Annotated in this window: 23 protein-coding genes; 11 read left to right on the forward strand and 12 right to left on the reverse strand. The window is 61.2% G+C overall.

Features of this window, described 5'->3' with window-relative positions; genetic code table 11:
- The first annotated feature begins 61 nt into the window (after positions 1-61).
- A complete protein-coding gene (locus PSH96_RS07855) occupies positions 62-964 on the forward strand; it encodes a LysR family transcriptional regulator (RefSeq protein ID WP_305458578.1) in 903 nt (300 codons plus the stop codon).
- Here PSH96_RS07855 and PSH96_RS07860 read toward each other — a convergent pair.
- Positions 956-1714 carry a substrate-binding domain-containing protein gene (locus tag PSH96_RS07860; protein ID WP_305458579.1) on the reverse strand — a complete coding sequence of 253 codons (759 nt, stop codon included), beginning with the start codon at positions 1712-1714 and terminating at the stop codon, positions 956-958. The genes PSH96_RS07855 and PSH96_RS07860 overlap by 9 nt on opposite strands.
- On the reverse strand, positions 1711-3018 hold the full coding sequence (locus tag PSH96_RS07865) for an MFS transporter (RefSeq protein WP_305458580.1): 1308 nt from the start codon (positions 3016-3018) through the stop codon (positions 1711-1713). Before PSH96_RS07865 ends, PSH96_RS07860 begins: the two co-directional genes overlap by 4 nt.
- Positions 3019-3209: 191 nt before the next feature.
- Between PSH96_RS07865 and PSH96_RS07870 the strand changes: the two genes are divergently transcribed.
- Complete coding sequence (locus tag PSH96_RS07870; RefSeq protein ID WP_305460209.1) at positions 3210-3362, forward strand: hypothetical protein; 153 nt, start codon at positions 3210-3212, stop codon at positions 3360-3362.
- Positions 3363-3487: 125 nt separating this feature from the next.
- On the opposite strand, the gene PSH96_RS07875 is transcribed toward PSH96_RS07870, so the two are convergent.
- Positions 3488-3880 (reverse strand): VOC family protein, encoded by a 393-nt coding sequence (locus PSH96_RS07875; protein WP_138816276.1) that lies wholly within the window; start codon positions 3878-3880, stop codon positions 3488-3490.
- 34 nt (positions 3881-3914) lie between these two features.
- Positions 3915-4091: a hypothetical protein gene (locus PSH96_RS07880; protein ID WP_305458581.1), complete on the reverse strand. Its 177-nt coding sequence runs from the start codon at positions 4089-4091 to the stop codon at positions 3915-3917.
- A gap of 129 nt (positions 4092-4220) precedes the next feature.
- Between PSH96_RS07880 and PSH96_RS07885 the strand changes: the two genes are divergently transcribed.
- Both PSH96_RS07885 and PSH96_RS07890 read left to right on the forward strand, forming a co-directional pair.
- Positions 4221-5156 carry a LysR substrate-binding domain-containing protein gene (locus PSH96_RS07885; RefSeq protein WP_058419579.1) on the forward strand — a complete coding sequence of 312 codons (936 nt, stop codon included), beginning with the start codon at positions 4221-4223 and terminating at the stop codon, positions 5154-5156.
- Positions 5157-5319: 163 nt separating this feature from the next.
- Positions 5320-5682 carry a 5-carboxymethyl-2-hydroxymuconate Delta-isomerase gene (locus PSH96_RS07890; RefSeq protein ID WP_056857332.1) on the forward strand — a complete coding sequence of 121 codons (363 nt, stop codon included), beginning with the start codon at positions 5320-5322 and terminating at the stop codon, positions 5680-5682.
- A gap of 3 nt (positions 5683-5685) precedes the next feature.
- On the opposite strand, the gene PSH96_RS07895 is transcribed toward PSH96_RS07890, so the two are convergent.
- The 3 genes from PSH96_RS07895 to PSH96_RS07905 form a co-directional block, all read right to left on the reverse strand.
- Positions 5686-6621: a LysR family transcriptional regulator gene (locus PSH96_RS07895; protein ID WP_305458582.1), complete on the reverse strand. Its 936-nt coding sequence runs from the start codon at positions 6619-6621 to the stop codon at positions 5686-5688.
- A gap of 260 nt (positions 6622-6881) precedes the next feature.
- Positions 6882-8324, reverse strand: a complete 1443-nt coding sequence (locus tag PSH96_RS07900) for an aldehyde dehydrogenase family protein (protein ID WP_305458583.1) — start codon at positions 8322-8324, stop codon at positions 6882-6884.
- On the reverse strand, positions 8321-9946 hold the full coding sequence (locus PSH96_RS07905; protein WP_305458584.1) for a 5-guanidino-2-oxopentanoate decarboxylase: 1626 nt from the start codon (positions 9944-9946) through the stop codon (positions 8321-8323). Before PSH96_RS07905 ends, PSH96_RS07900 begins: the two co-directional genes overlap by 4 nt.
- A gap of 110 nt (positions 9947-10056) precedes the next feature.
- Between PSH96_RS07905 and PSH96_RS07910 the strand changes: the two genes are divergently transcribed.
- Positions 10057-10935: a LysR substrate-binding domain-containing protein gene (locus tag PSH96_RS07910; RefSeq protein WP_305458585.1), complete on the forward strand. Its 879-nt coding sequence runs from the start codon at positions 10057-10059 to the stop codon at positions 10933-10935.
- 61 nt (positions 10936-10996) lie between these two features.
- On the opposite strand, the gene PSH96_RS07915 is transcribed toward PSH96_RS07910, so the two are convergent.
- Both PSH96_RS07915 and PSH96_RS07920 read right to left on the reverse strand, forming a co-directional pair.
- The gene (locus tag PSH96_RS07915) at positions 10997-11611 is read right to left on the reverse strand and encodes an NAD(P)-dependent oxidoreductase (protein ID WP_065929143.1); all 615 of its coding nucleotides are present in this window, start codon (positions 11609-11611) and stop codon (positions 10997-10999) included.
- A gap of 34 nt (positions 11612-11645) precedes the next feature.
- A complete protein-coding gene (locus PSH96_RS07920; protein WP_305458586.1) occupies positions 11646-12512 on the reverse strand; it encodes an MBL fold metallo-hydrolase in 867 nt (288 codons plus the stop codon).
- 104 nt (positions 12513-12616) lie between these two features.
- Between PSH96_RS07920 and PSH96_RS07925 the strand changes: the two genes are divergently transcribed.
- Positions 12617-13522, forward strand: coding sequence for a LysR family transcriptional regulator (locus PSH96_RS07925; RefSeq protein WP_056857325.1), 906 nt, complete (start codon positions 12617-12619; stop codon positions 13520-13522).
- 99 nt (positions 13523-13621) lie between these two features.
- The gene (locus PSH96_RS07930; RefSeq protein WP_017137373.1) at positions 13622-13798 is read left to right on the forward strand and encodes a hypothetical protein; all 177 of its coding nucleotides are present in this window, start codon (positions 13622-13624) and stop codon (positions 13796-13798) included.
- 47 nt (positions 13799-13845) lie between these two features.
- Here the strand turns inward: PSH96_RS07930 and PSH96_RS07935 are convergent, their stop codons facing one another.
- Positions 13846-14721: a helix-turn-helix domain-containing protein gene (locus PSH96_RS07935; RefSeq protein WP_065929145.1), complete on the reverse strand. Its 876-nt coding sequence runs from the start codon at positions 14719-14721 to the stop codon at positions 13846-13848.
- Between the two features lie 181 nt (positions 14722-14902).
- On the opposite strand from PSH96_RS07935, the gene pobA reads away from it, so the two are divergent.
- Together pobA and PSH96_RS07945 are read left to right on the forward strand one after the other, a co-directional pair.
- Positions 14903-16096 carry a 4-hydroxybenzoate 3-monooxygenase gene (pobA, locus tag PSH96_RS07940; RefSeq protein WP_305458587.1) on the forward strand — a complete coding sequence of 398 codons (1194 nt, stop codon included), beginning with the start codon at positions 14903-14905 and terminating at the stop codon, positions 16094-16096.
- A 67-nt stretch (positions 16097-16163) separates the two neighbouring features.
- Positions 16164-17708, forward strand: a complete 1545-nt coding sequence (locus PSH96_RS07945; RefSeq protein WP_370694328.1) for an MDR family MFS transporter — start codon at positions 16164-16166, stop codon at positions 17706-17708.
- Between the two features lie 132 nt (positions 17709-17840).
- On the opposite strand, the gene PSH96_RS07950 is transcribed toward PSH96_RS07945, so the two are convergent.
- A complete protein-coding gene (locus PSH96_RS07950) occupies positions 17841-18677 on the reverse strand; it encodes a cache domain-containing protein (protein WP_305458588.1) in 837 nt (278 codons plus the stop codon).
- Between the two features lie 50 nt (positions 18678-18727).
- Positions 18728-19492, reverse strand: coding sequence for a transporter substrate-binding domain-containing protein (locus PSH96_RS07955; RefSeq protein ID WP_065929149.1), 765 nt, complete (start codon positions 19490-19492; stop codon positions 18728-18730).
- A gap of 357 nt (positions 19493-19849) precedes the next feature.
- Here PSH96_RS07955 and PSH96_RS07960 point away from each other — a divergent pair, with 357 nt between their 5' ends.
- Positions 19850-21220: a glutamine synthetase family protein gene (locus PSH96_RS07960; protein WP_305458589.1), complete on the forward strand. Its 1371-nt coding sequence runs from the start codon at positions 19850-19852 to the stop codon at positions 21218-21220.
- A 291-nt stretch (positions 21221-21511) separates the two neighbouring features.
- Positions 21512-22111, forward strand: coding sequence for a class I SAM-dependent methyltransferase (locus PSH96_RS07965; protein ID WP_056857318.1), 600 nt, complete (start codon positions 21512-21514; stop codon positions 22109-22111).
- The last annotated feature ends 97 nt before the right edge of the window (positions 22112-22208 follow it).

Raw genomic sequence — 22208 nt, forward strand, 5'->3', positions numbered from 1 at the left:
GGCGCCTTACCATCGGCCGTACGATAATGCCCCCCAAATCGACCACACTGGCCCATCCCTCGTGATCATCAACTTCGACCTCAACGACCTCCAAGCCTTCCGCGCCGTGGTAGACAAGGGCAGTTTTCGCGGTGCCGCCGAGGCCATCCGCATCTCGCAGCCGGCCCTTAGCCGACGTATCGAAAAGCTCGAATCCGCCCTCGACGTCAAGCTGTTCGAGCGCACCACGCGGCGGGTCAGCCTGACCATGGTCGGGCGCGCGTTTCTGCCTCAGGTGGAGCGCATTCTCGACGACCTCGACATCGCCTTGATGGGGATCAGCAACGTCGCCTCCACGCGCATGGGCAACGTGACTATCGCCTGTGTGCCGTCCACCGCGTACTACTTCATGCCCCACGTGATCTCCGAATTCCACAAGCTGTACCCAAAGATTCGCCTGCGCGTGCTGGATGCCAGCGCCGGTGAGGTGTGCAATGCGGTGGAAAGCGGCGAGGCGGATTTCGGCGTGAGTTTCAGCGGCAGCCTGGCCGATGAGGTGGAGTTCGAGTTGCTGTTCCAGGAGCGCTATGTGCTGGCCTGCCGTCGTGACCATTCATTGGCCGAGCGCGACAGCGTGAGCTGGGCCGAGGCCTACGAGCACGACTACATCACCGTGGACAAAACCTCGGGCAACCGTTTCCTGCTGGACCAGGCGTTGCGCGGCGTGCGGGTGAAAAAACCGAGTATCTGCGAGACCCATCACGTGACCACCATGATCGGGCTGGTGGAGGCGGGGCTGGGCGTGGCGATGGTGCCGTCGATTGCGATGCCGGCGTGCGAACACCCTATTCTGGTGAGTGTGCCGCTGATCGAGCCGCAGGTGATGCGCCATGTGGGCTTGATAAAACGCCGCGGGCGGACATTGCCGCCAGCGGCGCTGGAGTTGGAGCGGTTGGTGCGCGAGATGCCGTTTCGGTCAGTGTGACACCGAGTCCAGGCCGGTGGATTGCACCACCGGTTGCGCTTCGGGCGAGGAGAGGAATTGCAACAATGCCTTGGCCTGCGCCGGGTGTTCGGCGTTGACCGGAATGCCCGCCGCAAAACGCGTCACCGATTGCACGTCTTCCGGGATCTTGCCCACGTACGTCACGCCCGGCACCGGCAACAATTCGGCCACCTGTTGCAGGCCCACCTCGTAATCACCCTTGGCGACCTTTTCGGCCACCGGGGTGCGCTCGACCATCGTGCCCTTGGCGGGCATGCCGAGCTTCTTGAACAGCTCCTTCTCGACATACACACCGCTGGCGCTGTCCGAATACGCCACGGACTTGGCCTTGCTCAGCACTGCCTTCAGCTCGGCATCGGTGCCGATCACAGGTTTGGCCGCACCTTCTTTGACGACCAGGCCGATGCGCGAATCCGCCAGTTCCACGCGGGACGCAGGGTCGACCTTGCCTTGTTTGATCAAGTCATCCAGGGCATAGCCGACCATGATCACCACATCGGCGTGTTCGCCACGGGCCAGGCGGTTGGGGATCGCTTCCGGCGCCTTGCCCATCGACGGGCCGAGAATGGTGTCCAGGGTGTCGCCGCTGTGCTGGGCATATTGCGGGCCGAGCAGTTTATAGGCAGCGGTGAAACCGCCGGAGGTCATCACCTTGAGCTGTTCGGCCTGGGCCGTCAGCGCCAGGGCGCCGAGGGTCAGGGCCGTCAGGGTTTTTAATAGCATCTTCATTGCACCGCCCCCTGCATGACCTGGCCGCGCGTGTTGGCACGACGGTACAGCGCCAGGGTCGAGCACAGCGCGCACGCCGCGGCAAACATCATCCAATAGGCCGGCGAAGCTTTGTCTTCGGTGATGTGAATGAACCAGGTGGAGATCGCCGGCGTGAAGCCACCGAAGATCGCCGTTGCCAGGCTATAGGCCAGGGAGAAGCCCGCCACACGTACTTCAACCGGCATGATTTCGGTCAGCGCCGGGATCATCGCGCCGTTGTACATGCCGTACAGGAACGAGAACCACAGCAGGGTTTCGAGCATGTGCGCAAAACTCGGTGCGTTGACCACGAACGACAGCGCCGGGTAGGCGGTGATCACGGTCAGGGCGGTCATTGCGACCAGCACCGGCTTGCGGCCAAAGCGGTCACTCAGGGTGCCGCCGATCGGCAGCCAGACAAAGTTCGACACGGCCACCAGCAAAGTCACCAGCAGGGCGTCGGAGGTGCTCAGGTGCAGCACGGTCTTGCCGAAGGTCGGCGCGTACACCGTGATCAGGTAGAACGCGGTGGTGGTCATGGCCACCATCAGCATGCCGCCGATCACCACGCTCCAGTTTTTCACCAGGGTCGCCAGCACTTCGCGCATGGTCGGGCGATGCTTGCGGTTGGCGAACTCTTCGGTTTCCTGCAAGTTGCGACGCAACACGAAGATGAACGGGATGATCACGCAGCCGAGGGCGAACGGAATGCGCCAGCCCCAATCGGCCACGACCGACGGTTCCATCCACACATTCAGGCCGTAGCCCAGTGCGGCGGCCACCACGATGGAGATCTGTTGGCTGCCCGACTGCCAGCTGGTGTAGAAGCCTTTACGGCCTGGCGTAGCCATTTCAGACAGGTACACCGACACGCCGCCCAGTTCTGCGCCAGCCGAGAAGCCTTGCAACAGGCGGCCCAGCAGCACCAGCAACGGTGCCCACAGGCCAATGGTCTGATAACCCGGCACGAGCACGATCAGCAGCGTACCGCTGGCCATGATCGACAGGGTCACGATCAAGCCTTTGCGACGACCGACGTCATCGATATAGGCACCCAGAATAATTGCGCCCAGAGGCCGCATCAGGAAGCCTGCACCGAACACGGCGAAGGTCATCATTAATGACGCAAACTCATTAGCGGCGGGGAAGAACGCGGCAGCGATGTAGGTGGCGTAGAAGCCGAACAGAAAGAAGTCGAACTGTTCGAGGAAGTTGCCCGAAGTAACGCGGAATACCGCACCAACTTTCGAGCGGGCAGAGTCGGGCCGGGAAGGGCTAGTCATGGTTTTGTGTCTCCAGCGTTCTTTTTAAAGTGCTTGTTTCGCTTAAGACCGCGGATAGTGGCTGACACATTTAGAAATGATAAGTGAGTAATTTGGATGGATTGATGTGTATTGGCTATCAATCAGCAAGTCCGCCAAAATCTCATTGCTGTTCTATGCTTCTGAAGTGACCAATTTCTTATGGAAGGGAGGTGCGTATGGGTGACGAGCACACACGTCAGGACGAGCCGGAGCACGAGCAGGCCCGGCGGCAACGCGAAGAAGACAAGCCGCAGACCTGGAAACATCCGGACGACGGCACCGAGCTGTCCGAGCGCGATCAAGAGCGCCCGCTAAAACCCTGAATCTGCAGGCAATGAGGATCAAACTGTGGGAGCTGGCTTGCCTGCGATGGCGGCGGGTCAGTCTCTACATCTGTGCCTGACACACCGCTATCGCAGGCAAGCCAGCTCCCACAATGTTTCTGTGTTCAGCCCACGATCGGCGTACACAACTCCACCAGCGTGCCATCCGGGCAGCGCACATACGACACCACTTGCCCCCAGGGCTTGGTGCTCGGTGGCGACAGTTCTTTTGCCCCGTGCAGCAGCGCCTTGGCATGGGCGACGAATACATCCTCGGTGACAAATCCCACCTCCATCCCCAGCGGCTTTCTAGAGGCGTGCGCCTCGACATGCCCGCCGTCGAAGTTCATTTCGCCCAGTTCATGCGCAGCGAACGACAGTGTGGTGTCACCGGTTTCCAACTCGCCATAAGTGCCGGATTCATGCAAAAAACGGCGACTGAAGCCGAAGGCTGTTTCAAAGAATGCCAATGACGCCGCAACGTCGGGCACATAGATAATGGTGTAGGCGAATTTCAAGATAGGCAGTCCTTGCAGAAAAAGTTACAGGTCATCAAGCCAGCACTGAGATAGGCAAACCCCACGCCAGCACCAGATAAGCCACTGCCGCCGCCAGGCACAAGCCAATAAACACCCGCGTCAGGGTCCTGACGGTAGGGTTGGCAATGAACCGCACGACCCAGAGGCAGAGCCCGGCCACGACCAGGGCCAAGGCAATAATGACCAGCACGATGGCGATCCTTTGACCTTCAAGCGCTGATTTATAGTCCCAAAGGCGCCGGATGAACAGTGTTCACATAGACGCAGCCCCCCGGGCTTTCTAAACTGCGGCTTGTCTTGGGGAAAGGGGCAGGCGCCGATGAATCGCAACGAATTACGCAAGGCCGACATCAACCTGATGGTGGTCTTCGAAGCACTGATGCTCGAGCGCAATGTGACGCGGGTGGCAGAGAAACTGTTTCTCGGCCAGCCGACCATCAGTTCGGCCCTCAACCGCCTGCGCACCTTGTTCAACGACCCGCTGTTTATTCGCGTCGGTCACCGCATGGAGCCCACCGCACGGGCCGAAGAGATCATCCAGCACCTGTCGCCGGCCCTGGACTCATTGTCGTCGGCCTTGAGCCTGACCCACGATTTCGACCCGACCCAAAGCACCATGACCTTCCGCATCGGCCTGTCCGATGACGTCGAATTCGGCCTGCTGCCGCCGCTGTTGCGGGCCTTGCGCCAGGAAGCGCCGTTGGTGGTGTTTGTGGTGCAGCACGTCGATTACTGGCGCATCCCCGACCTGCTGGCTTCCGGCGATATCACCGTGGGCATCACCCAGACCCGCGGCCTGCCGGCCAATGCCAAGCGCAAGTTGTTGCGGCATATCCGCCCCTGCCTGTTGCGTGCCGATGCCTCGGACACACCGCTGACCCTCGACGAATACTGCGCGCGCCCTCATGTGCTGGTGTCTCACACCGCCAACGTGTCCGGGTTTGCCGATGAGTGGCTGGCCGAGATTGGTCGCAAGCGCCATGTGGTGCTGTCGGTGCCGCAATACAGTGCATTGCCGGCATTGCTCGCCGGCACCGACATGATCGCCAGCCTGCCGGATTACACCGCCCATGCCATGGCTGCCGGCGGCAATCTGTTCTGTGAGCCGTTCCCGTTTGAAACCCCGACTTTGGACCTGTCCATGGTCTGGCTCAGCCATGTCGACACCGACCCTGCCGAACGCTGGATGCGTTCGCGGCTGGAGGCGTTCATGAGTGAGCGCGACAGGTTACCGGTACTCGCGGAAAAATCTTGAGATAAGCCTTCAAGGCGCTGTGTTCCGGGGTGTTGGTGATCGTGGCGTTCTGGGAAAATCCTTCGCTGCGGGAGCTGATCGAAATTTCACATTGAAATCGGTCTGACTTCGTTCAGCTGCATGCTATATGTAGGTTTCTTTTCAAGCCCACTCGGAGCTTTTCATGCCGCACCTGCACCTGGAATACACCGCCAACCTGACCGGCCTTGCCGTCGAGAAAACCCTGCTGCGCCTGAACAACGTGCTGATGGCGTCCGGGCAGTTCGGTTCCGAGTTCGATATCAAGAGCCGTGCAATCAAGGTCGAGAGTTTCCAGGTGGGCACCTCCCTCAGCCCGCGCGGTTTTATTGCGGTAAAGCTCTCGCTGCTCAGCGGGCGCTCACCGCAGGTCAAGCAGCAGTTGTCGGAAAGCTTGTTGGCGGCCCTGCAGGACGCCGCTGAGTGGCCGGCCGATTTGCAGGTTCAACTCAGTGTCCAGTTGCTGGACATGGATCGTGATTCCTACAGCAAAGTCGCAATCGGCTAAGGGTTACAACAAGCCCTGATCGGCGCACACCTTGACGATCTGCTCACGAAACCAGGTATTGGCGCTGTCCTGGCCACTGGTTTCATTCCACTGCATGTCCAGGGTAAAACCCGGCAACCCGTTCGGCGCTTCGCAATGGCCGAACACGGTGGCCGGGGCCAGCAGCTTTTGCACGCGACGGGGCAGGGTGACGATAAAGTCGGTGCCGCTGATCATCTTCAAGGCGGCGCTGTAGCTGTTGGCGCGGGCAATCACCTGGCGCTTGTGAGCCTGGCGTGCCAGCCAGCCGTCAATCATGTTGGTGTCGCAAGTCCAGGGCGTGGGGAACACGTGGCGTCGTTCGACAAACGATTGCAAGCTGAAGGCCGGCTCGCGCGGGCTCGAACGTTTATCGAACACGCACACCAGATCGTCTTCCAGCAGCATCTGGGTCTTGAAGTCTTTGTGGGCGCGGTGAAGGTGCGGGCCGAAACAGATCACCAGGTCGAGGCGGCCTTCACGCAGGTCATTGGCGGGCATCTCGGTTTCAAGCTTTTGCACATTGACGCTCACCGGCAAGTCGGCTCGGTCGAAGTGCTTCAACAGGCGCGGCAAAATCAACTGTTCGAAATATTCCGGGGCACAGACATTGAAGGTCACCGCCTGCTGCGTCGGGTCGAAGGCCTGGCTGCCGGCATGGCACAGGTTGATGCTTTCGAGGATCTTCTGCACGTGCCCGTACATGGTGGTGGCCTTGTACGTCGGGCGCATGCCGGCCCGCGTGTTGATAAACAGCTCATCCTCAAAACTGGTGCGCAGCTTCTTCAGGCTGTAGCTCACGGTTGACTGGCTGACGAACAGCGTCTCGGACACCTCGGTAACGCTGCTCTGGTCATAGACGGCAATAAACACCATCAAGTCCTGCATATCGAGCTTTCTGAGCAAGTTACTGTTTAGCATCGGTTTCGTCCGTAAACCCTTTGTACCGAACTCAGTACAAGACTGGCAAAAGCTTAACGGAACGGTCGTGCCATTAGAAAGCGCTGTAGGGCGTTTCTATGTTTGGTGTGGGACATAAAATGTTGGCAACACGACGTCAGTGGATATGTCGGCTGTAATGCTTTGGGTTCAAGCTTGGGACGATCAGCACACTGACCACCAGGCCACAGCAGGTCGAGGGGTAGCGGGCTGAAGATAGGGCAATAAAGAGCACCGTGGTGTCAGCTGGCACGAATCACATGCTTGATCTCCTGAAACGCCGCCAACCCCCACGGCCCCAGATCGCGGCCGATACTGCTCTGCTTGTAGCCGCCCCATGCCGTCTGCGGGAAGATCACCTGCGGTGCGTTGATCCACACCAGGCCCGCCTGCAAGGCATTGGCCACGCGTTCGGCGGTGTCGATGTGGGCGCTCACCACACTGGCGACCAGGCCGAAGTCGCTGTCGTTGGCCAGGGCGATGGCCTCGGCCTCCGTGGCAAAACGTCGTACGCACAGCACCGGACCAAAGATCTCTTCGTTCCACAAGGCGCTGTCCAGCGGCACGTCGGTAAACACCGTCGGGCGAATGAAAAAGCCATTTTCCAGGCCCTCCGGGCGAGCGCCGCCACACAACAACTGCGCGCCTTCATCGATGCCGCGCTGAATATGCCCCAGCACCCGCTGATACTGCGCACGGTTGATGAGCGCGCCCATCTCCACATCCTCGGCAAACGGGTCCGCCACGCGAATCCCTTCCGCCCGTGCCTGCAAACGCTGCAGGAATTCATCCGCCAGGTTGTCGGCCACCAACACGCGACTGGTGGCCGAACAGATCTGCCCGGCGTTGAAAAAACCACCGCCACAGGCCAGCTCCACCGCCAGGTCGAGGTTTGCATCGGCGAGCACCAGCAACGAGGATTTGCCGCCCAGTTCCAGGCTCACCCCCTTGATGGTTTCGGCGGCGCGCTGCATCACCTGCACGCCCACCGCATTGCTGCCGGTAAAGGAAATTTTCGCCACGCGACGGTCCGCCGCCAGCGGTGCACCCACCGCCAGCCCCGTGCCACACACCAGGTTAAACACCCCTGCCGGGAATCCAGCCTCGGCAATAATCCGCGCCAATTGCAACTCCGCCAGGGGCGTGACTTCCGACGGCTTAAGCACCACGCAGCAACCGACCGCCAACGCGGGGGCAAGCTTCCAGGCGGTGGTTACCATCGGGAAGTTCCACGGCACGATCAAGCCCACCACACCGCAGGGTTCGCGGCGCAGGCGTGCGCTGAAATCGTCGTTGGGCAAGGCCACCGGGCTGTCTTGTCCTGCGTCCATCGCATCGCAGATACCCGCGTAGTATTCGAAGGTGGCGATCACGTCATCCACATCAATACCCGCTTCAAACAGCGGCTTGCCGTTGTTGCTCGACTGCAACTGCATCAGCTGTTCACGCTGCTTGCCCACACCTTGAGCGACCTTGCGCAACAGGGCGCCGCGATCACGGCCACTGCTGTTCGACCAGTTGACAAAAGCCGCGCTGGCCGCGTCGACCGCCCGTTGCACTGCCGAGGCATCGCCCACGCTGACATGGGCCAAGGTCGCTTCGGTGGCCGGGTTGATCACCTCCAGCACTTCATGGCCCGCGCGCCATTGGCCATTGATAAACACGCCATTCAAAACTGTGCTCATACCGCCACCTCCTGCATCCAAAGCCCTTGGTTGATTTCAATCAGTGTCGGCCCCTGGCGATCTGCGGCGGCGCGCAACGCGCTGCGCAAAGGCTCGATGCCCTGGACACTTTCCGCAGCGCAACCCAAGGCCTTGGCGACGCCGATAAAGTCCGGGGTGTAGATATCCACACCGACCGGCTCGATGGCGCGGTTGAGCATGTATTTCTTGATCTCTTCATAGCCCTGGTTATTCCACAGCAGCACGATGACCGGCACCTGCGCTTCCACCGCACTGGCCAGTTCCGGCAGGGAAAATTGCAGGCCGCCATCGCCGATCAGGCACACCACCGGCTGGCCGTCACCTCGGCCCAGCCAGGCACCGATGGCGGCGGGCAGGGCGTAACCCAAGGTGCCGTAGCCGGTGGACGAATTGAACCAGCGGCGTGGGTGGTCAAGGTTCAGGGTCAGGTTGCCGCTGTACACCGGCTGGGTGGAGTCGCCCACCAGCACGGCGTTGGGCAGCGCTTGCAACACGGTGTTGAGGAACAGGGTTTGCGCGCGGGTGGCCGCGTCCCAGGTGGGCGTCAGGTCGGCCCACAAGCGGGCTGCACGTCGGCTGCCCCAATTGCTGTCGCGTGCAGGCAGCGGCGCTTTGTTCAATTCGGCGAGCAAGGCTTCGGCGGCAATCTGCGCATCGGCCACCAGTGCCACATGCGGCGGGTAATTGCGTACGGTCTGGTCGGCGTCGATGTCGACACGCAGCAGTGCGCCGGGGATCTCGAAGCCACCGGCGAAGGTCACGTCGTAGTCGGTTTCCGCCAGTTCTGTGCCGATGGCCAGCACCACGTCGGCTTCAGCGACCAGCGCACGGGTGGCGACCAGGGTTTGCGTCGAGCCGATCAGCAGCGGGTGCGTCGATGGCAACAGGCCTTTGGCATTGATGGTCAGTGCCACCGGCGCGCCGAGGGTTTCAGCCAGGCGCGTCAGCTCTGGCGCGGCATCGATGGCACCGCCACCGGCCAGGATCAGCGGGCGTTTGGCTGCTGCGAGCAACTGGCTCATCTGCTTGACCGCCGACGGCGCTGCGCCTGCGCGGGCGACGCTGACCGGCGCGCTGCCAAGCAACGCATCGGCATTCTCCACCAGCACATCCAGCGGGATCTCGATATGCACCGGGCGTGGTCGCCCCGCCTGGAATAACGCAAACGCCCGCGCCAGCACGCCAGGCAACTCTGCCGCCGACATCAAGGTATGGGAGAACGCCGCCACGCCGGCGATCATCGCGCTCTGGTTCGGCAGCTCATGCAGTTTGCCGCGCCCGCCGCCCAATTGGCTGCGCGACTGCACGCTGGAAATCACCAGCATCGGGATCGAGTCGGCATAGGCCTGGCCCATGGCGGTGGTGATATTGGTCATGCCCGGGCCGGTGATTATGAAGCACACGCCAGGTTTGCCGCGGGTGCGCGCATACCCGTCGGCCATGAACCCGGCGCCCTGTTCGTGGCGCGGGGTGACGTGGCGGATGCCGGAACGCGCCAGGCCGCGGTACAACTCAACGGTGTGCACGCCGGGAATGCCGAACACTTGGTCCACGCCGTAGCTTTCCAGGAGATTGACCAATACTTCGCCGCAGGTCGCCATACGTGTCGCTCTTGTTATGGATTCGAGGCGCTATTGGAGCGGCTGGCCCGTAGCGGCAACAATCGATAAAAAGTCATACTAGCCATGTTCCCACGTCATGGCTTACCCCGATGAAACGCCTTCCACGACTGCCCGCGCTGCACACGTTTTGGGTCACCGCCCAGTGCTGCAATTTCACCCGCGCCGCCGAACAACTGCACATCACCCAAGGCGCGGTGAGCCGTCAGATTGCCGGGTTGGAAAGCCATCTGGGTTACGCCCTGTTTCAGCGCCAGGCACGCGGCTTGAGCCTGACCGAAGAAGGCCGCGAATGGTCGTTGCGTGCGCAGCAGGTATTCGGCCTGATCGGTGATGCGGTGGAGCAGATCGGCAGCCGCCGCGCGACCCTGCAACTCAAGGCCTCCACCTGTGTGATGCGCTGGCTGCTGCCGCGCCTGATGCAGTGGCAAAAGGAGCGCCCGGATGTGCCAGTGGAGCTGACTACCACCGTGGCCTACACCGTGGACTTTCGGCGTGAGCAATTTGACGCGGCGGTGATCTATGCGCCCATCGCCGAGCAGTCGGCCGAGGCACGGCACCTGTTCGATGAGCAACTCACGCCAGTCTGCGCACCGGCGTTGCTCGGCGGTCTGCACACCCCGGCAGACCTGCAACAACAGGTGCTGCTGCACCCCACGCGGGACGAGCGGGATTGGGCGTTGTGGTTAAAGGCGGCGAATACGCGGCTGAGCAACCTGGCTCAGGGGCATCATTTCGAAACGCTGGACCTGGCCATGACGGTAGCGTCCCAGGGCTCGGGCGTGGCGATAGGCGACAGTGCGTTGATGGGTGAGGATGTGAAAGCCGGGCGGCTGGCGACGCCGTTTGAACTGCGGGTGCCGACCGGGATGGGCTATTACCTGGTGTACCCGCCGGGGGCTGAGCCTTGGGCTGGATTGGAAGCGTTGATGGCGTGGCTGGTGAGCGAGGCACACCAGTCCTCACACTGAAGATCTAACTATGAGAACCAGGCATGTGTGGGAGCTCCCACACAAGCCAGTTCCCTCAGGGTCAGTAACCGACGGTGAAGCGTTGGCGCGAGTGCTTCGGTGTTTCCACTTCGTCGATCAGGGCGATGGCAAAGTCAGCAAAACTGATCCAGCTACGGCCTTCGGCGCTCACCAGCAGATCATCCTGGCCCAGACGGAATTTCCCGGTGCGCTCGGTTTCAACAAACTCTGCCGACGGTGACAGGAAGGTCCAGTCCAGTTCTTTTTCCTGACGCAGCACGTCGAGAAACTCGGCACCGGCGCTGGCTTCGGCTTTGTATTCGGCCGGGAAACCCTCGCTGTCGATCACTCGACCGCCACCTGGCAACAACAACGAACCCGCACCGCCCACCACCAGCAGGCGTTTCACACCGGCTTTTTTCACCGGGCCGATCACGGCGCTGGCGGGCAGGGTGGCGAAGTGCGCCGCGCTGATCACCACGTCGTGGCCGCTGACCGCTTGCTGCAAGGCAGCCGCATCAAGGGCGTCGACTTTTTTAACGCTAAGGCCTGGGCGTGCAGCCAGCGTGTCGGTGTTACGCGCAATGGCCGTAACGGTATGCCCACGACGCAGCGCTTCTTCCAGCAGTTGGCTACCGGCACGGCCGGTGGCACCAATGATTGCAATCTTGCTCATGACGTTCTCCAGTACGTTAGGGTTTAAAAACCATTCACCACTTCATTTCGCCCTTGGCGACTTTGGCACCCAGTTCCAGGCTGCTTTCATCTTTAAGGTTGGGGTAGCGCTTTTTCATCGCCGCGATCAGCGCAGTCGAATCCTTGGCCTTGGCGGTCTCGCTATCGAAGGCCTTGATGTAGTCGGCGGTAAAGGCCACGGACTTAAGCGTAGGGTTGCCCAGGTAATGGCCTGGAATCACGGTATTGGGTTTCAGCTGTTCAATACGTTGCAGCGTCGTCAGCCAGTCTTTGTGTGACTGCGCGCTCTGGGTGTCGGCCATCCACAGGTGGATGTTTTCAGCGACTACTACACCGCCGACGACGGCTTTGATCGATGGAATCCACACGAAGCTGCGATCCGGCTGCGGGCCGTTGAGGCCGATGACCTCCAACTGCTGGCCTTCCAAGCTCAGGCTATGGCCTTCGAGTACTTGCGGCACGATGATTTTGGCGGGTTTGTCGGCGCCCATTTTCGGCCCCCAGAATTCCAGCTTGCCGGCCATGGTGGCCTTTATATGATCGACCACAGGTTGCGGTGCCACTACCTTGGCGTCGGGGAACGCAGCGCTCAGGGTGTCGAGGCCAAAGTAGTAGTCCGGATCACCATGGCTGATGTAGATAGTGGTCAGGTGTTTGCCGCTGGCACGAATCTTTTGTACAAGCTCCTCTGCTTGGCCCTTACCGAATTGTGCGTCCACCAGAATGGCGTCTTTCACACCGCTTACCAGCACTGAGCTGACCGGGAAGATCGCGGCTTCGCCTGGGTTGTAGGCATCCAGCTTCAGGTCGGCAGCCGCAGCGTGGGCAGCGAACGCCAGAGCGGCCGAAGCCAGGGCAAATCGTTTAAGTACCGAGATCATGTGCAGCTCCAGCAACAGGTAAGTGATGCACAGAGCTTAGTTGCACCAAACACAACAAAAAATGCGATGCTGGGACATAGTTTGTTTCTAAAAGCGTGCAAATCATGGATCGTCTTCAAGCAATGCGGGTGTTTGTCACGGTAGTTGACCTGGGCAGCCAGTCCGCCGCCGCTGATCAGTTGGACCTGTCGCGGCCGGTGGTCTCGCGCTATCTGGCTGAACTTGAAGACTGGGTCGGAGCGCGCCTGATGCATCGCACCACGCGCAAGCTCAGCCTCACCGCCGCCGGCAGTGAAACGCTGCCGCGCTGTCGGCAAATGCTCGAGCTGTGCAATGACATGCAGGCGGCCGTCAGTGAGCCGGATGAAGCGCCGCGCGGCCAGTTGCGCCTGAGTGTCAGCAGCTCATTCGGCCAGGCGCAGTTGGCGGAGGCCGTGGCCGAATTCGTCAAACGCTTCCCGTTGGTCAGCATCGACCTGCAGATGCTCGACCGCACAGTGAACCTGGTGGATGAGCGCATCGATCTGGCCATCCGCACCAGCTTTGAGCTGGACCCCAACCTGATCGCACGCAAGCTCACGCTGTGCCGTTCGGTGATCTGCGCGTCACCGGCGTACCTGCTGGAACACCCGCAGCCTCGGCAAGTCCACGACTTGGCCGAGCACAACTGCCTGACCCACTCCTATTTCGGCAAAAGCCTGTGGCACTTTACCGAGAACGGCGAGCCAGTGTCGGTGGCGGTGCAGGGCAATATCACCGCCAACGAGGCCACGACCTTGTTGCGTGTGACGCTGGCGGGCGCGGGTGTGGCGCGCTTGCCCAGTTATCAGGCGGGGGACTACATCCGCAGTGGCGAATTGACCCGGCTGCTGCCCGAAGCCGAGCCGCAGCAAATGAACGTCTACGCCGTGTATGCCTCGCGTAAACACATGCCGTTGGCGCTGCGCAGCCTGCTGGATTTTCTGGTGCTGCGGTTCCCGGAAGAACCGGTGTGGGATATCGGCCTCTAGAGCCGACATAAAGATGTTGAATGACGCCCAATAATGGCAACTCGCCCTGATTGACCTATGCTTTAAACAGCACCGAGTCGATCTATTCAGAGGTGTGCCATGACCCTAAAAATTAGAAAGTACCTGATGATTTTCATCCTGTGCGCGTTGGCTACCGCGCTGTACGGCACGGCCGCCTACCGGGTTGAACAGACCCGTATGCAACCGACCTTTGCGATCAGTTGCCATCAGGATCTGTGTGTGCCGCGTACCGGTAGTTTCAGCGCGCTCAGATGATCGTTCCCACGCAGGGGAATGCCGCCGGGGACGCTCCGCGTCCGGCGTCAATCGGCTTTCAGTTGCTCGCGAAACGCCTTGGGCGAAAACCCCACCCGGCGGCGGAACAGCCGGGAGAAGTTGGTCGGGTCGGAAAACCCCAACACCTCCGACATCTCATTGATGGTCATGCTGGTATAGGTCAGCAGGCGCTTGGCCTCCAGCAACTGGCGGTCATGCATGATCTGCAAGGCAGGCTGCCCACCCAATTCCCGACACGTGCCGTTCAGGTGTGAGACCGAGATACCCAGCTTGTGGGCCAGGTCTTCAATCTTCGGGTGTTCGCGGTAATGCTGCTCGACCAACTGCGTGAAGCGCCGGAAATATTCACGCCCGCGCGGCGCGCGCGGATGGCGGCGCTGGATCGCCTGGCGGCTGATCCACACCAGCAGCACGCTGACCAGGGCGTGCATCATCATGTCGCGGGCCGGTTGTTCATCGGCGTATTCGTCCTGCAGGCGCGCGAACAGGCTGTTGAGGTAGTCGCTGTCCTTGCCGGCCGGGTAGTTGCCCAGGGCTTGCAAACCGTCCACCGTCGCGCCGAGCTGGGTCTGCAAATGGCTGACCAGCGGCGCGGCCAGCGTCACGATAAAACCTTCCACATCTTCAGAAAACCGGAACCCGTGCACACACAAAGGCGGCAGCACCTGCAAGGTGGCTTCGCTGAGTGTGGTGCGCTGGCCTTCGATTTCCAGTTGCGCCTGGCCCCTGTGTACGTACAGCAACTGGCACAGATCCGCGTGCCGGTGGGGTTGGATTTCCCACTGGTATTCCCGGCTCCGTCGGGAAATGGTTTCACAGTGCAACAAATCCGGGGTCGGCCATTGCTGGCTTTCTCCGTAAAGCTTGAAGACCGGAATCGCGGTACTGGCAGTTTTGGTCATGGTTTCAATCCGATACTCAGGATAGTGGTGCGGTAATCGCCCCAATTGGCAAAAAGCGCAGGCTTTGTCTCAGTTTTCACCTTCTTATGGCGGCCACTCAAGTGAAAAATGATCAGCAACAAGATGAATGACAACTCTTTCACCCTATCCGTTCGGGTGAAGCTTGCGGGCCATAAAAATAATGAAAACGCTAAAAACCCAAGTCGCCATTATTGGCGCCGGTCCCTCCGGATTGCTGCTCGGCCAACTGCTGCACAACGCTGGCATCCAGACCCTGATTCTAGAGCGCCAGAGCGCCGACTACGTGCAAGGCCGCATCCGCGCCGGAGTGCTGGAGCAAGGCATGGTCGACCTGCTGCGCGAGGCGGGCGTGAGCCGACGCATGGACGCCGAAGGCCTGGTGCATGACGGCTTTGAGTTGGCGCTCGATGGCCGGCTGACCCATATCGACCTCAAGGGCTTGACCGGCGGCCAGTCGGTGATGATCTACGGCCAGACCGAGGTCACCCGCGACTTGATGGGCGCCCGCGAGGCTGCCGGCGCCGTCACGCTGTACGAAGCGCGCGACGTGCAGCCCCATGACCTTAAAACTGATCGGCCCTGGCTCACCTTCCAACATGCTGGCGAAACCTTTCGCCTGGATTGCGACTACATCGCCGGGTGCGACGGTTTCCACGGGGTGGCGCGCCAGGCGATTCCGCCTGAGGCGTTGCAGGTGTTCGAGCGCGTCTATCCATTCGGCTGGCTGGGCATCCTCGCCGATACGCCGCCGGTGCATGACGAGCTGGTGTATGCCAAACATCCGCGTGGTTTCGCGTTGTGCAGCATGCGCTCGCCGACGCGCAGCCGTTATTACCTGCAGGTGCCGGTCGATGAGCCGCTGGGTGATTGGTCGGATGAGCGTTTCTGGGCCGAGCTCAAAACCCGCCTGCCCAGCCAGTTGGCCGAGCAACTGGTGACCGGGCCGTCGATCGAGAAAAGCATCGCGCCGCTGCGCAGCTTTGTGGTGGAGCCGATGCAGTACGGGCGCCTGTTCCTGCTCGGTGACGCCGCGCATATCGTGCCGCCCACCGGTGCCAAAGGCTTGAACCTGGCGGCCAGTGATGTGAGCACGCTGTTTCGGATCATGCTCAAGGTGTACCGCGAGGGCCGCGTGGACCTGCTGGAAAAATATTCGGCCATCTGCCTGCGCCGGGTGTGGAAAGCCGAGCGGTTCTCCTGGTGGATGACCTCGATGTTGCACCAGTTCCCGCAAGCCGACGGCTTCAGCCAGCGCATTGCGCAGAGCGAGCTGGAGTATTTCATCCACTCACAGGCGGGGCGCCAGACCATCGCAGAAAATTACGTCGGGCTTCCTTACGAAGCTATCGAGTAGCCTGCTATGGTATCCGGCATTCCCGCAGGCCCTTCCTTGCCTGCGGGCCTTGCTCGAAGGTTCTGCCGTGACCCGCCTCAACCAACCCGCTCAGCCTGCTCAGCCTGCTCAGCCTGCTCAACCCGCTCCCGCCGTTCGCAGTGTGCTCGCCGCCTTGATGCTGGCAATCTTCCTCGGCGCTCTGGACCAGACCATTGTCGCCGTGTCGATGCCGGCGATTTCCGCGCAGTTTCATGATGTAAACCTGCTGGCCTGGGTGATCTCCGGCTACATGGTGGCGATGACCGTGGCCGTGCCGATCTACGGCAAGCTCGGCGACTTGTATGGGCGTCGGCCGATGATGTTGATCGGCATGGGTGTGTTCACCCTGGCCTCGCTGTTCTGCGGCATGGCACAGAGCATGGAGCAGTTGGTGCTGGCGCGGATTCTGCAGGGCATCGGTGCCGGCGGCATGATCTCGGTCAGCCAGGCGATCATTGGCGACATCATCGCGCCCCGCGAGCGTGGGCGTTACCAGGGCTATTTCAGCAGCATGTACGCGGTGGCCAGTGTGGCCGGGCCGGTGCTGGGCGGGTACATGACCGAATACCTGTCGTGGCGCTGGGTGTTTTTGATCAACCTGCCGCTGGGTGCCGGCGCCTGGTACGTGGCGCACCGCACACTGGTGGGCCTGCCAGTGCCGCAGCGCAAGCCGATCATCGATTACCTCGGCACGGTGCTGATGATCATCGGCCTGACCGCCTTGTTGCTGGGCATCACCGAAATCGGCCAGGGCCATCATTGGCGTGACGAGCAAGTGCTGGGGCTGTTGGCCTGCGCGCTGGTGGCCTTGACGGTGTTCGTGTGGCACGAACGCCGGGCGCGCGAGCCGTTGTTGCCGATGCACCTGTTCGCCAACCGCAGCGCGGTGCTGTGCTGGTGCACGATTTTCTTCACCAGCTTCCAGGCGATTTCCCTGACGGTGTTGATGCCGTTGCGTTATCAGACGGTGACCGGCTCGGGTGCCGACAGCGCCGCCTTGCACTTGCTGCCGTTGGCCATGGGCTTGCCGATGGGCGCTTATTTCGCCGGGCGCATGACCTCGGTGACCGGGCGTTATAAACCGATGATCCTCACCGGCGCATGTTTGAGCCCCCTGGCGATTCTCGGCATGGCCTACAGCGCGCCGCAGGCAGTGGCGCTCACGGCGGTGTTTATGCTGTTGTGCGGGATTGCGGCGGGGATGCAGTTTCCGACGTCCCTGGTGGGCACGCAGAACTCGGTGGAGCAGCGCGACATTGGCGTGGCCACCAGCACCACTAACCTGTTCCGTTCGTTGGGCGGGGCGGTTGGTGTGGCGTGCATGTCGGCGCTGCTGCTGGCGTTGTTGCAGGATTCCAGCTTTGCGCATTTGGCCAGTGGCGCGCTGGGGGCTGAAGGCAGTTCCGGCAACGTGTTGCTCGACGGCCTGAACGCCGCGCCGGGGCCTGCGCAGGATGCCTTGCGTGGGGAACTGGCGGTGACATTCCGGCATTTGCTGATGGTGAGTGCGGCGGTGTCGTTGCTGGGGCTGGCGGCGGCGATTGCGATGCCCAATCGTGTGCTGCGTGGCCGTGAAGACAAAGCACGTTAACTGACACAATGATGATCAAACTGTAGGAGCTGGCTTGCCTGCGATAGCGGTGAGTCAGCTTGCTTATATGAAACTGACACACCGCTATCGCAGGCAAGCCAGCTCCCACAATGAATGGCATTCCAACTTAGATCAGGGGCTGTAGTACCCAACCGCCACCATGAAATGCCCGGCCTTGCGCACGTACGCATGCTTGTTCTCAACCTTGTCGGTTACCGGGTTCTTCCAGCGGTACTTGTATTCCCCCTGATCCTGCTCGGCCATCAGCTTCAGAATCGGCTCACCCACCGGCTTGCCATCCGGGTCCTTGATCTTGCGAAAGTCGGTATTGACCAGTCGCAGGTTGGTGCCGTGCGCCACATAGCGCCCGGTGTTCAGGTCGACCACAAACACATACAAATCATCCTGCAGAAAGCCGCCCTGCAATGAATTGATTGCCTTGAGCGTGCCGGCTTCGTCCTTGTTCAGTGCATTCACTGCCTTGTTGCGTAACGCCCGGGCCTGTTCCGGAGTGGCCCGAGGCAGGTAGTAACCCACCGCCAGAATGCGCTCACCCACCCGCTGATAAAACACATGCTTGTGTTCAACCTTGCCGTCATTCCAGTTCTGCCAGCGATAGTCAGCTTGTTGGATGCCCTGGCCTTCGGGCACGGCCAGCGCCTGTTTAAATGAGGCTTGCAGGTCTGGCCCGAGCACTTCGGACACATTGCGGCCGATCAAGGCAGAGGAGGGCCCGCCGCTGGCCAGCAACACACCTTTGGTATCAACCACGAACACGTAGCGGTCATGGTCGATAAACTCACCTTGGCGGCTGAACGCGGCGAACGCCTTGTCGCCGTTGCTTTGAAAGTAGGTGACGGCCTTTTCCAGCAACGCCTTGGCGGCCTGGGCGTCCTCTTCCTGAGTGGCCGCGTGTACCTGACTGAAACCCAACAGCAGCAGCCAGGTGAGTCGCAAGAGTCCCTTCATTATCCGTCCCTCATTATTGTTGATGTGACCACAGCTTAGACGGCTCCGGCTCAGGGCGCCGCCAGCCATTGATTGACGATGCCGTCATACACCCCGGTGGCCATGCTCAGGTGCAACCACTGGTCGACATAGCTTTTCCACGCCACGTCGTCGCGGGGCAGCAAAAAGGCTTTTTCGCTGTACTGCATCTGCCGCTCGGGGTTGACCGCACACAGCCCCGGCTTCTGTTTTTGCTGGAAGCGCGCTTCGCTCGCGTCGGTGATCATCACGTCGGCCTTGCCCGCCAGCAGCTCGTCGAAAATCGTTACGTTGTCGTGCAGGCGGATTTGCGCCTTGGCCAGGTGGGCGCGGGCAAACACCTCGTTGGTGCCGCCTGCCGGCTCGATCACCCGCACCTGCGGCTGGTTGATCTGCTCGACGCTCTGGTAGCGCTGGACATCGGCGCAACGCACCAGCGGGATCTTGCCATCGACGCCGAGGGGCTGGCTGAAGAAGGCTTTTTTCTGGCGTTCCAACGACACCGAAATTCCGCCCACCGCGATGTCGCAGCGCTGGGCGAGGAAGTCCGGCATCAGGGTTTTCCAGGTGGTGGGCACCCACTGGATGGTGGCGTTGAGGCTCTTGGCCAGGGACTCGGCCATGGCGATATCAATGCCTTCGTAGCGCCCATCGGCACGCAACGACGTGTAGGGCTTGTAGTCGCCGGTGGTGCAGACGCTGAGGGTGCCGGTTTGCAGCACCTCGTCCAGGCGTGAATCGGCCAGGGCGTGGGTGGCCACGCTTGCCAGTAAACAGAAGGCCAGGGGAGCTTTCATGCGGTCGAATCCTTGGGGCATGCTCGGGTCGCCATTATTTCCAGCTATACGCGGGGATGGCAATTGTTTAGCCAGGCCGCAACCAAACTCCGTCAACCCGCAATTGAACAACCTTTGCGTGCGTGTGACGCTGCCGGGCATCTACCTCACTGTGAATCTCCCATGGACGGCTCTCCCGACACTCACCTCGCGACACTGCCGTCCGCGCTGGCCTTCTGGGCCTTGTTCCACTGCCGACATGCGCGCCCACCGGATACCTTGCTCTTACGTTGATCTGCCCCATGGATGACGCGCACCTGTGCGCATCTGCCCGGCGGCGCCTGTGCGCCTGCCTGACGCAAACGTATGAGAGTTCCCATGAGTGTTTTTGCCAGCCTGCAAGAAGCCCGGTCTTTTCTTGAACAGCACCCGGACATCGAAATGTTCGAGCTGTTTATCCTCGATAACAACGGCGTACCGCGCGGCAAGTTGCTGCACCGCGATGAGCTGTTGGCGGTGTATGAAAGTGGCCGCCCGTTGCCCAGTACCATCCTGGGCCTGACGATTAATGGCGACGACGTGGAAAACTCCGGGCTAGTGTGGGAAGTCGGCGATATCGACTGTCGCGCCTACCCGGTCAGCGGCAGCTTGCAGCGCATGCCGTGGCGCCTGATTCCGACAGCCGCCGTGCAAGTCAGCATGCACCCCACCGAAGGCTTGCCGGCCACCGTGGCTGACCCTCGGCATGTGTTGGCCAAAGTGATCGACGGGCTCAAGGCCGACGGTTACTACCCGGTGATGGCGGCGGAGTTGGAGTTTTACCTGCTCGACCAGAAACCCGACAGCAACGGCCGCCCGCAACCGGCACGGGATGTTGACGGCAATCGCCCACGCTCGACCCAGGTGTACGGCCTGCGTGAGCTGGAGCAGATCGAGCCGTTCCTGGCCGATCTCTACAGCGCTTGCAAGCTGCAAGGCATTCCGGCGCGCACGGCGATTTCCGAATACGCGCCGGGCCAGGTGGAAATCACCCTGGAACATCGCGCGGATGCGTTGCAAGCCATGGACGAAGCGGTGCGCTACAAGCGCCTGGTCAAGGGCGTGGCGCATAAACACGGGATGACCGCTTGCTTTATGGCCAAGCCATTCGATGACCTGGCGGGCACCGGCATGCACATGCATGTGAGCCTGGCGGATGCCCAGGGCAATAACCTGTTTGCCAGTGAGGCCGCCGATGGCACGCCGCTGCTGCGCCAGGCGGTGGGCGGCATGCTCAGCACTTTGCTCGATTCGCTGCTGATGTTTTGCCCGAATGCCAACTCCTATCGGCGTTTCCAGACCAACAGCTATGCGCCGCTGGCGGCCACCTGGGGCGTGGATAACCGCACCGTCAGCCTGCGCGTGCCGGGTGGGCCGGCTCATTCGCGGCATATCGAACACCGGATTTGCGGGGCCGACGCCAACCCATACCTGGCGGCGGCTGCCATCCTGGCGGGTATTCACCGAGGCATTCGCGAACAGCGCGACCCCGGTGCGCCGGTGGAAGGCAACGGGTACGCCCAGGCCAATGCATTGCTGCCCACCGACTGGCTGACCACCTTGCGTGCGCTGGAGGGTTCAAGCTGGGCGCGGGAGGCGTTTGGCAGTGAGTTCCTCGACGTCTATTTGGCGGTGAAACGTGAGGAATATCGCCAGTTCATGGGGGAGGTGGGCGAGCAGGATTGGCGCTGGTATCTGCATCAGGCGTGATCCGCTGGGGAGAGTGGGGGCTTCTGCTGGCGAGGTTGACGGGGCCACTCTCAGATCAACAGCAGATCTGAATACACCGAAGCGCTGCTTTTCTGTGGGAGCTGGCTTGCCTGCGAAGGCATCAACTCGGGGTACCTGATACACCGAGGTGTCTGCATCGCAGGCAAGCCAGCTCCCACAGTCGGTCGCCGGTGTTTTACAGGCGTCACGGTTTCAACCTTTTTTTCACGTTGCAGTGGTTAAGCTGCGGTTCAAGGTCGTTCACCACCGTTCCACTCACATGAGCCCGCAATGTCGCCACAGCCTCCATCCTCTATCGAGATTGAATTCGCCGAACGCTGTGACCGCGAGCATGCCCAGGTCTGCGGCGACACGCGTCCGCCCGCGCTGCTCAAGCGTCTGGCGGCCTGGCGTGATGAACGGTTGGTGCGCCAGGCATTGAAAGTGGCCGGCGAGCCTGGGTTGATCCTGGACTTGGCGTGTGGCTCGGGCCGGTTCTGGCCGGTGTTGGCCGAACACGTCAACCGGGTGATCCTGGCCTCGGACAATTCCCAGGCCATGCTCGACCACGCGCGCACCCATCACCCGGCGGCGCTGCTCAAGCGGGTTAAGACGTTCCAGGGCTCGGCGTTTTCCATCGGCCTGTCGGCCAACGCGGTGGACTGTATTTTCTGCCTGGAACTGTTTCGTCATGTGCCCAGCAGTGACGTGCGAATAGCGCTGTTGCGCGAATTCCACCGTGTCAGCCGCGATACAGTGATTGTCTCAGTGAACTCGCGCACGCCGGTGGAGGACGAATTCCGCCAGGCCGGGTTCAAAGTCCTTCATCACCAGGAGTTCCTGCCGGGCTCCAAGTTGTGGCGTGTCTATGTTTTGCGTAAGAGGGGATAACTCCCGCCTGTCGGACTATTCTCCATCTCTAGTCAGAGTTTTCATGATGGTGTGTGCACTACGGATGCTCGCAAGTCCCTTTCGCGATATATACTGC

The sequence above is a fragment of the Pseudomonas sp. FP2338 genome (assembly GCF_030687515.1).
In the GTDB taxonomy this organism is placed as follows: Bacteria; Pseudomonadota; Gammaproteobacteria; order Pseudomonadales; family Pseudomonadaceae; genus Aquipseudomonas; species Aquipseudomonas salomonii.